Below are 11,208 nucleotides of genomic sequence, written 5' to 3'. Positions count from 1 at the left end.
TACTAAATCCACCGCTCGTAATTAGAGACCAGGTAATCGCTTCACGAAAGTAATAATCTGTATTTTGTGGCCGAGACCTCACTTTACCCCGATCATCAGTGAAATGCTTTATTTCGTAGCCATCGCGTTCCCAATTTACAACGTAATCATAGTTTCCATACCACTTTCGATAAGAACCGCCCTTGTTATATGGAAACCACTTTAATCCAGAGTCTAACGCTGACTTATTATCGTTAGCATCAAATTTGATAGCTGAATAACCGACCTCATACCATTGTCTAAGGAATCGTTCGTTATTACCTGTTTGCAAGCCTACTTTTGGTTCAGCAACAGAAGAGAGAGGGGATCCTATCTCAAAATCACGAATCAGGTTTTTACTTGCCCAATAGGCAATTGGACTTCCTGGTATCTTTCCGAAGTTCGCTTGGTTAGCACGTTAATGTAAGGCAAATGTAGTAACGTTCTTCTCCCTTGGGTATACTAGGAGTAGTAATTAATCGGTGGTCATGGCAAAGAATGGGGATAGCAAGAAATGGCAGATTTGAATCTCGACCAGGTCGCGGAAGCGCTTAAAGGAATGTTTACTCCGAGTAATCATTTTGTCTTTTGGTATGACGATCAAGCAACCTTTGAAGACAATATTGATGAACTAGAACAGAGAATAGGAGTCCCTATAGTGCAGATGACGCCGGATGAGCAATTCAAAACAAAGTTGGTGTTACTGGACCTTCAGAAGAAGGATGAAAGTGCACTGGTATATTCACCCGGCCCGATGCCAGAATTAAAGTTAAACTTTTTGGCGGACTTTCTTCGCTACTCAAAGACTTATACTGCTGATGCCACAACAATGTTGCGCAAAGAATTACAACTTCCTGCTGATCAGCAGTCTTGGTTGGCCAGTCAGACTCAATTTTTTGGTAGCAAGGAACGAAAGAACCGGTTTCAGAAGCTATACAAGCTCGGCAATGATCCAACTCTGACAGAGTTGGCAGTCTTAGCCAAAGCTGATGAAGCCAGACTTAATTCCGTTCTTCGCGCTGTTCTCCACAATGATTCTTTGGGAGACGATAATGACTCACTGAGGGTTTTTGATAAATTTGATTTGCTGGCTTCATTCTGGAACTTTATCGCACAGGCCTATGGGTATTCGAAAAAACAGCCAACCCTTCGCGGCTTAATGACAGCAATTTTATTGAACTTTGCTTATGACGAAGCGCAGTTAGATCTTCCTTCCTCGTTTGCGGATTATCAGCTGAACCCAGTCAACAACGCTATTTCGTTTGTCCAGAATAGTCGCAATATGATTGATGCAAGAGATGATTTGTTCAAAATTGCACGTGAAGTTTGGCAGTTTGTTCATGCCGAGACTCAGTTCAAACGTTTGGACATTCCGCAACTAATTAAGATTGATGCTTTTCCGCAGATCGATGAATTAATCATCGCTTGGATGACTGATCGACTGCTGGATAACGACATTGCCGTGCGCGTGGGAGAGAAGACGCTTGAACAAGCGATCAGCTTACGCGAGAAGCTGGCTTACCATAAGGAATATGATCAGCTCTATCAGATTGAAATGGCGGCAGTGACGATTCTCAGATTCCAACCGAAAGGGAATGCCGATAATCTTGAAGTCTTAATCAGTGATTACACGACCCATGATTATCGGATTGACACGACTTACCGTGAATTTGTCGCAAAACTCATGTCTGTGAATCCAGATCAGGAAACTTTGGTTGAAGGATTGCGATGGAAAGTTGAGAATACTTACCTTAACGACTACCTTGCTCATTCAGTCAGTGAATGGAATCGGGTCTATTCTCCCAAGCAAGTGAGCCAAGCTCATCAGCAGCGCCGATTTTATTCAACCTTCGTGACATCTGAACAGCAGAAAACGGTGGTGATTATTTCAGATGCCTTTCGGTTCGAGGCGGCCAAGGAATTGCAGGCCAAATTAGATGGTCAGGACAAGTTTGAAAGCAAAATGAACTGGATGATTACGGGTCTGCCATCGGTCACTTACTTTGGAATGCCAGCTTTGCTGCCCAATCATCATCTTGACTATCATGGTGAAAAGAATGTGACGGTAGATGATCAGACTTGTGACACAGTGGATAAACGCCGAGAGATTCTTCAGGCCGAGAACCAGTCCAGCCAAGCTACGCAAGTTTCCAAGTTTTTGAGCATGAATACAGAACAGCGTAAAGCTTTGCTCAGTGGCCAGCAGATTGTCTATCTCTATCACAATGAGATTGATGTGACCGGAGAGAGTGCCAAGACAGAGAACAATGTATTTAAGGCTGTTGACGAAACAATTGACGCGTTGAGCCGCACGATTGAACTTCTGCGGAATCTTAGTGTGCGGAATATTTTGGTTACCTCAGATCACGGTTTCATCTATCGCTGGGCCCCAATTGATGAAGCCAATAAGATTGATATCAGCGACTTTAAGACGATAAAGAAGGAGCAGCGTTATGCGTTCAGCAAGGTACCAATCGAGTTGACAGGGGTAGGGTCTCAGCGGTTGGGTGATTTACTGGGTAATGATGATCCGACCTATGTCGACTACCCGACCAACTTCAACATTTTCAAGGCACCAGGAGCCAGCCAGAATTACGTTCATGGGGGCGCGTCGCTTCAGGAGATGGTGGTTCCTGTGCTTAATGTTAAGTTACAAAAGGGCCGTTCTCAGGCCGTCAGTGCCAAGATTCATGATGTGACGTCAAGTCGTCGGATCACTTCAAGACAGGTCACCGTGAGGGTGATGCAGGATGATCCAATTAGTGATGTGAATACATTGGCTCATTATTCGATTTACTTGACTGATGATGAGCATCGGAAGATTTCTGGTGTGACCCCATTTGTTGCTGACATCGCGGATAAGGATCCTAATGCTCGGATTAAGAACGTCCGTCTAACACTAAGTGAGCAGCCATTTGAGAACGGCAAGATGTACCACTTAATCTTGCACAACACGGAGACCGATGTTGAGTATTCATCGGATTATCAAATGGACATCGTTATCCAAGGAGGTTTCGGCTTTGACATCTGATGAAGAAAAGCAAACGGACCAGAAAGCGCTGCTGGAAAAACTGGAGGAATATCTGCCGGGCCGGTTCGTTCGTAAGGATCTGACTACTCGGATTAAGGAAGGCGCAAATGTGCCGACCTATGTTCTGGAATTTTTGCTTGGTCAGTATGCCAACGGTTCAGACCCAGTCACGATTGAGCGGGGCGTTGAAAACGTTAAAAAGACGCTTGCCAATAATTATGTGCGTCAGGACGAAGCCGAGAAGGTGAAGTCTAAGATCCGTGAAAACGGGTCCTACACCGTGATTGATACCGTTACGGTTAAGCTGAATGAAAAGCTGGATCGGTATGAGGCCAGCTTTAGTAATTTAAATCTTGAAGGGGTACCAGTGGATGAGAAGTATCCAAAAAAATATGAACGGTTACTTATTGGCGGCATTTGGTCAATCGTGCGCCTCAGTTACGACCACGAGAGCGAGGACCATTTTGTCATAGATTCGCTGACTCCCGTACAGGTGCCGTCGATTGATATGCAAGAGATCAAAGATGCACGGCAGCATTTCACCACCGACGAGTGGCTGGATTTGCTGCTGCGAACTATTGGGATGGAGCCGGATCAGTTTGATAAACGTGTTAAATTATTGCTGATTGCGCGTTTGATTCCTTTTGTTGAGAACAACTACAACCTGGTTGAATTGGGGCCGCGTGGCACTGGCAAGTCCCATGTGTACAAAGAGTTGTCGCCAAACACGATTCTTGTATCAGGTGGTCAGACCACAGTCGCTAACCTGTTCTACAACATGGCGCGTCATGAGGTCGGCCTGGTCGGCATGTGGGATGTCGTCGCGTTTGATGAAGTCGCCGGGATCAACTTCAAGGATCAAGACGGCATTCAGATTATGAAGGATTATATGGCATCGGGTTCATTTGTCCGTGGGCGAACAGAAGTTCAGGCATCCGCCGGGATGGTTTTTGTTGGCAACATCAATCAAAGTGTTGACGTTTTACTGAGGACGTCCAACCTATTCGAACCCTTTCCTCCCGAGATGGGCACTGATACGGCGTTTTTGGATCGTATTCATGCCTACCTGCCTGGTTGGGAGATTCCTAAGTATAAGCCAGCCTTTTTCACCAAAGGCTACGGATTGATCACAGATTATATGGCTGAAGTCATGCGTGAGCTTCGCAAGACCGGGTATGGGGATGTGATCGAGGAATACTTCACTCTTGGCGCTCAGCTCAATCAACGAGACACGATTGCGGTGCGTAAGACTGTGTCAGGGATGATTAAGCTTCTTTTTCCAGACGGCAAATTCACCAAAGATGAGTTGGAGGAAGTGCTTCAGTTCGCATTGGAAATGCGCCGGCGTGTTAAAGAGCAGCTTAAAAAAATCGGCGGGATGGAATTCTACGATGTGAACTTCTCGTACATTGACCGCGAATCAGGCGAGGAGAAATTTGTCACGGTACCAGAACAGGGATCGGCCACGCTGATTCCATCAGGTACTGAGAAACCAGGCTACGTTTACACGATTCAGTACGATGACTCTGGCAGACTCAGCTTGTTCAAGCTGGAGTCCCAGCAAATGCCGGGCAAAGGCAAGCTGGAAAAAGCGGGGGTCGGATACAACCGGGGTACGCGTGAAGGTATGGATACTGCCATGCGGCGCCTGGAAAGCCATTACGCAGATATTGACCAGCGTATCATGCCCAAGAAGCATAATTACGTTGTCCAGATCTCCAACCTGAACGGCAATGGAATTAGTGAACATATGGCATTGGCCACATACATCTCACTGATTTCAATTTCGGTCGGTCGGTCCACGCTGGATAGCATGGTTGTGCTTGGCGATATGACTGTCGGTGGGTCAATCGACAAGATTACGAACCTTGCTGATACATTGCAGGTTGCCAAGGATAGCGGGGCGAAGAGTGTGCTGTTGCCTTCATCTGCAATGGCACAGATGAGTGAGGTGCCAGCGGATCTGTTCGGTGCCTTCACTTGGGTAACTTATCAGACCGTGGAGGAAGCCGCGTTTAAAGCGTTTGGGCTAGGATAGTCTTACAGTCAAGATGACGAGGTATACACTTTATCAGATTTTTCCATAGACGTTTTGAGTGTTGACTGTTTTTTTGTAAGATAGCGATCTACCAGGAAATTGTTTACTGACTTGGTAGTCTTGCGGTTGGGGGTAATAATAGTGAATCAATTTGAAATCATCTTGCCAAAGCCGGGAGATCTTGTTTTTGATGTTACTGATCCCGATCTGTATAGTTACTCCCTCGATTCATCCCTGGGGGAAAAATTAAGGCAAACTGCATCTCTGCAATTAAGTGAAAAACTGACTTCAATTCTAGAGTCGGCCATGACTGGTTCTGATATATTGCGGCATCTGGAAGATAACAAAGTGGAGTTTGTTGCTAAATTCAACTCCTATACTCAATCTATGCTGGATTCAGGCCAATGGAAAATTGGAGCCCGTAAGGATTCCAATACCTTGTATGGTGTCATTGTGGATAGCGTTACAGGGGAGTCAAAAGGCTTTGTAAATCTGGAGAAAAAATTGGTCAGTCAACTTGGAACGCTGCCAGAACTGGCGGCTATTCAAGTTCAGCTGCAAGCGGTCTCTGAACAACTAATTGCGCTTACTCAGGCTGTTCAGCAAGTAGAACAAGGTCAGTATAATGACCGTTTTGCCGGTGTCTACAGTGCACGACAATTGATTATCGAAGGTCTAGCATCGAAAGATCCAGGTTTGCGAGAAAGATTGTTGATGCAGGCAGTGACAATTGGTGCACAAACCACGAGCAAGCTAATGCTGGCAATTCGCAATGATGCATCTGAGCTTGCCGACCCTGCAACAAAGAGTAAAGAGATCACAAGAATCGAAACATTACTTCAAGATTCGCTGGGGTACTTGAATATGTCCATTCAAATGAATTTGGCTGCATATACTGCACTCGGTGAAGAACAACCCCTTCTAGCTACTCTGAGTAATTATCGCACCTTCATTAAACAAAGTTTATTGGAAGAAGACCCTTCGAATCATCGTTCGACTGCTTGGCGAATTGACAATGGTCATCGTGGCGACAGCGGCCACGTACAGCAGTTAGCACAGACGATTTACACTAGTGCGACGAAATTAGTTGAAGATGTGGTAAACAAAGAGATTGGGGGAAGTCTTTATGAAAAAGTCGAAACCAGCCCGAATTTGCATGTTTCCGGGATGCCACAAGGAGACGCTGAATAGACAGGAGCTTTTTTGTACTGAACACATACGTAAAATGCGAGATTATGGGAAAAAGGGAGCCATTGGTTTAGGATTACTCCTTCTTGCGGGAATGGGAAACACAACGAAGTCCGAGTAAGAAATTCTAGGTTGGTTAGATTTGGATCACGTTGTGTCACCTCTGTGTGAAGTAGTGGAGACGTTATGGATTGGAAATGGTTTATTATTAGATGTCCTGAGTACGTGTTTGATCAGTGGATGATGCGTGAGCCATCTGAAAAGTGCCTTGACACTAACCTAATGGAGAAAGGGAATCCACTTTCACTAACCTAGTTGTCCTCAGACAATATCTATTCATTTTGTGGCTTTGACGTGTGGTATACATCTGTGCCCATGCGCCTTCAGCAGCGATAGGGAGTAATTGTTTTCTTCGAATTTGTTGCCGGCAACAAGATATAATTGGCTTAAGGAGGTGAACAAAATGAAACTAGATTATCGGGAACTTAAACTTGCCAAAGATGGCGTACCCACCTGGGATGCAATGTTACCGGTGTTGATGTCTATAGCGATGACCCAAAAAGAGTGGCTTGGGGCCGAATTGAAGGCAGCCGCTGTTGAGAAACTGAACCTCCCTCAGGACTTGAGAGAACTCCAATCAGGAAAACGACAGGATGTTGCAATTGAAAATCGTACCGGGTGGGCTCTATCCGATTTATCAGTATCTGGCTTACTCGAACGGCCGAGAAGAGGTGTGTACCGCGTCACCGAACTTGGAAAAAGTCTTTTTCAGAAGTATGGAATGGCGTTGTCACAAGAAGTGACACATGCTCAGCCAAACTATAAGCAGCATAAGAGAGACCTCAAAAGGGCTAAAAGTGGCTCAGTTAGCGGACAGGGTGATGGCAAAGATAATCTACTAGATGATGCCGTTGATTCACCTTCAGCTGAGCAAATTGGGAAGGCAATCGATGATTACAACAGTGTCATCGCAGTCAACTTGTTGGAACGTATTCGCGAGGCTGAGCCGGTGTTTTTCGAGCGGCTTGTGATTGATTTGTTGAATGCGATGGGGTATCAAGGCACCAATGGCACATCGGTCCTGACCCCATCGTCTGGAGATGGTGGAATCGATGGTATCATCAATCAAGATCCTTTGGGAACTCAAACCGTTTACGTTCAGGCTAAGCGGTATGCTGCGGACAATATAGTTCAGCGCCCACAAATTGATCAATTTTATGGTGCCTTAAGCCGTGTCCACGGGAATCAGGGAGTCTTCATCACGACCTCTGGATTTAGTTCGGGTGCCAAAGCTGTAGCCAAGACCTTTTCAATCGTCTTGATTGACGGTATCAAGTTAACCAGTCTGATGCTTAAGTATCACGTTGGTGTCCAGCAAGATCGAGCGCGGAAGAGTTATGAGCTCCTAGCAATTGACGAGGATTACTTCGATAATTAACTCATAGGAAGTGAACGATTTGAAGGCACTGTCGATCCGTCCTGATTATGTAATTGACATCCTAACTGGCGATAAGACCAGTGAGTTCAGAAGTTGGAATACGAAACACCGTGGTGATTTGCTTATCTGTTCCACTGCACAGCGTATTCCCGGGACAATGCCTGGGCACGCGTTGTGCGTGGTGCAAATTGTTGACGTGATTCAGCTGGGGCCGAAAAGCTACGAGTGGAAGTTTGGTCAGGATGGTTACTATATCCGACCGTTCCAAGTTAAAGGGCGTCAGCATCTGTTTAATGTTGATGACGATTTGATCATTAAGGACAATGGTGATGACGAAACAACGGAGGAATCTGAGGCCTGGATAAAGAGATACTGGGATCCGCTGTATGTGTGAAGGGGTCCACGTTTTCGCAGTGTCATTTGATATTTAGTGTTAAATCAGAGATACGGAGTAGATTTATTCCCCAATATTTTTTATATAATACTAGAATAAAAGAATTTTCTTATGGTATTGTTCTAAATGTGTCACAAAATTCTTCTCATTTTTGCCTTCAGCGCTTACAATAAGCGTCAAGCAGCCAGCTACCTTTAGGCTGTCTGCAAAAGGAGGAGAGAAATGGAACAGAAAGATTTTGAACACATGTACCAAGCTCTAACGCAGGATGGACGAAAAGGACATCTCATGACATTTGATGCGCCAACCGGTAGTGGTAAAACTTACTCGGTGACGCATTTTTTAGTGGCGCAAGCGCAACGAGAGCCGAATTTTCGTGCTTTTTTTGTGACTGATCAGAAAAAGAACCTGAATCTCAAAGCCTTCAAAAGTAGCTGGATGGGGTGGGGCTTGTCAGAAAATGATTTCTACCAACGCGTTGGCGTTCTGCGTGGCACCGCGGATTTAGTGGGCGAGATCATTGCGGCGAATCTGCCTGAAGCGTTGAATACACCGGCTGTCAAGGACGCTAAAGCTGCTCTTGGTAAACAGTACGCTTTGTACAAACAGCAGACATTGATTCCGGGGGATGATCAGGAATGGCAACCACTTTCGAAGAAGGAGCGGGAATTTCGTGCCGTTGTGTGTGAGCGCCTAGCAATGCTCGTTAAAGTGAATGGCTGGCGGCAGCCCAGCGATCAAGCAACGATTCGTGAGTATGTTGCGACTCATGATGACGCAGTCTGCAGTTGGTTAAACAGTCTTTATCCGACCATTGATCTGGACCGTCGTCAGCTTTTGATCATGACCACTGCAAAGTTTATCCGAAGCTACACGCCTTTCTTCTCGGATCGTGGGTGTGCCTTTCAATTCTCGTCGGTCCTGGACGATTCGCTAGTGGTATTGGACGAATTTGACAGTACCAAGGAGCAGCTTTTGGATAAAGTCATTGACGATGCATTAAAGGTTCAGTTTGATTTGCCGACTATGTTTAAACAATTGTCGACAGGACTTCTGGCTGAAGATGATCTGCCACAAGATTTGCGAGATCTAGTAAAAGACTCGCCAAAGTTTGGTGAGCTCCAGCAACGGGCAAAGAGACTCAATCAGAAATTTTTTCTCGATTACTCTTATAAGTCTTCTGGAGTTGGGGACACTGGCAATTTTCTGATTCACGGGCCGGAAAAAAATCTGCTCAGTCAAAAGGGCGGTTGGCAGCTCACGCATAACCATTACACAAACTTGGTGGAGCTTAAGTCAATGAATGGTTCGCTAGGGCCTAATAGTCAGTCTCTGACGCATATGGTGAATCGGGTGTCCGCCTACATTCGCCGACTCAACCGGTTGATTATCAACACTGCTGATAAATACATGAAGAAGCGAAATGCTAATACAGATGCCTGGGATACTGGACTGACCTTGCTTGACGCGACCTCGACTTTTTACGATGCATTGCGTTTAAGCCAAAGTGAAATCCATACGCTGCAGAATCTGGGTCAGGATATGGTTGGCCGCGGCGAGCAGCCCAAGAACTTAAGTCCTAATCGTCAGGCCTACTATTTTCAGAGTCGTGGACTGGGCTTATTTAACTTTATCGACGCTGGTACTCATGACCTGCGAACAGAGATCAATGCTGCATTCTTTGCGGTGACGCCGGAGCGCTTTTTGCTGAGCATTCTCACCAAGGCCAATGTGCTTGGACTTTCTGCGACAGCAGAAATACCAACTGTCTTAGACAACTATGATCTGACGTACATGCGGCAACGACTCGGTGACCCTTTGCTCCACGGACGCGATTTTCTCTCAGCTAAAACGAAAAGTGAGTTCGATTACCAGGCTCGTTATCTTGAACACGGCGTCACGGTCAAGGCGGAGCGCACAGTTACAGAGGGGGAAAAGACGCTGCTAGCCGTCATTCAAGCTAGAATGAGCGATCAGGTAGCTGAGGTGGATGAATCTCGAGTGCTGGCGTTAGATCAGGCGATTCGCAAGGCGGTCAACTCACTACGAGGCAGCAGGCATGTTACAGAAAAAAGTATTCAGTATTACCTCAATCGGTATTATGAGCTGTTTGACAGTTTTGTGATTTTCCTGACTGACCGTGACCTAACCTCTTATCTTGGACTGCAGATGAAACTGCCCCGACCAGATGAGCCGACGATGAACAGTAAGCTTATCTGCGAAGTGTTTAACGGGTTGCGCGCGATGCTTGTCAAGGATGAGGAGAAGCTGCCCGAACTGCGAATCATCGCTTCCAATAGTGATTCGGGAAAGAGTGTTGACCAGCAACTCAAGGACGCGCTTCAGCTTCCTGCTGAAGAAGAGACCAGGGTGTACCTGTTGAGCTCGTATAAGACTATCGGTATTGGTCAGAATTTACAACACGCAATTGGCAGATTTGAACAGTCGCGAGCGGTCAGCATTGCACCGTTTGATGCTAATCCTAACGACCCACGTCAGGATCAGATTGACCTTGCGGGTGTCTGCCTGGGTGAGATTACGAAGGTTTTGAGCCGTGAGAACCCGTTTCGCATCAATCGCGCTGGCGTGAAGCAAATTACTCAGCTTGAATACCTCGCCGATGCCTATGAAATCAGCTATTCCGACCTCAGCGCACGATTTTCAGATATTCAAAAGAACAAGTCTTATCCAGAAATGACAGCAGTCCGCAGCGTCACGCTGAGTCGATTACGCCTAGTCATTCAAGCACTAGGCCGAACTAATCGGACCTTCAACAAAATGCCCCATATTAGGGTGCTGGTGGCGAGTAATTTAATTGATAAACTCGACAGTGCGGGATTAGATACGACGGATTTCATTCCCGAGGTTCACCAGGTTCTTGCCCTTACGCAGAGCGTGCACATCGACTATGACACACAGCGCAAGACCAACGCCCTGACGAGTCTGACTGCTAGTACAATGCAGGATATCAACTTGCTGCTCTATGACTATCGCGAGAGCCAAAGTTACCGAGAGAACTATCAGGCGCTGAGACACTTTATTCTGTGCCCCAGTTTACAATTCAAGTGCAACACCCTGACGACTAGACCAGAAAGGCCATG

General features: G+C 46.1%; 6 protein-coding genes and 1 pseudogene. 6 read left to right on the top strand and 1 reads right to left on the bottom strand.

The genetic code is table 11. From position 1 onward, the window contains the following. Positions 1-436 (bottom strand): annotated as a pseudogene (locus tag FC75_RS13000) (BREX-1 system adenine-specific DNA-methyltransferase PglX); the annotation flags it as partial. A gap of 96 nt (positions 437-532) precedes the next feature. On the opposite strand from FC75_RS13000, the gene pglZ reads away from it, so the two are divergent. The 6 genes from pglZ to FC75_RS08100 form a co-directional block, all read left to right on the top strand. Beyond that, on the top strand, positions 533-3,049 hold the full coding sequence (pglZ, locus tag FC75_RS08125) for a BREX-1 system phosphatase PglZ type A (RefSeq protein ID WP_056989602.1): 2,517 nt from the start codon (positions 533-535) through the stop codon (positions 3,047-3,049). Beyond that, positions 3,039-5,087, top strand: a complete 2,049-nt coding sequence (gene brxL, locus FC75_RS08120) for a protease Lon-related BREX system protein BrxL (RefSeq protein WP_235808719.1) — start codon at positions 3,039-3,041, stop codon at positions 5,085-5,087. Before pglZ ends, brxL begins: the two co-directional genes overlap by 11 nt. 141 nt (positions 5,088-5,228) lie before the next feature. Continuing rightward, positions 5,229-6,278: a hypothetical protein gene (locus tag FC75_RS08115; protein WP_056989600.1), complete on the top strand. Its 1,050-nt coding sequence runs from the start codon at positions 5,229-5,231 to the stop codon at positions 6,276-6,278. A 460-nt stretch (positions 6,279-6,738) separates the two neighbouring features. Next, on the top strand, positions 6,739-7,713 hold the full coding sequence (locus tag FC75_RS08110) for a restriction endonuclease (protein ID WP_054665597.1): 975 nt from the start codon (positions 6,739-6,741) through the stop codon (positions 7,711-7,713). A gap of 10 nt (positions 7,714-7,723) precedes the next feature. Beyond that, on the top strand, positions 7,724-8,107 hold the full coding sequence (locus FC75_RS08105; protein ID WP_235808718.1) for an ASCH domain-containing protein: 384 nt from the start codon (positions 7,724-7,726) through the stop codon (positions 8,105-8,107). Positions 8,108-8,329: 222 nt separating this feature from the next. After that, positions 8,330-11,208 (top strand): hypothetical protein (locus FC75_RS08100; RefSeq protein WP_056989599.1); only part of this gene is annotated, 2,879 nt, incomplete at its 3' end.

The sequence above is a fragment of the Lacticaseibacillus camelliae DSM 22697 = JCM 13995 genome, from assembly GCF_001436615.1.
Lineage (GTDB): Bacteria > Bacillota > Bacilli > Lactobacillales > Lactobacillaceae > Lacticaseibacillus > Lacticaseibacillus camelliae.
This window is presented reverse-complemented; position numbering and strand designations above follow the sequence as displayed.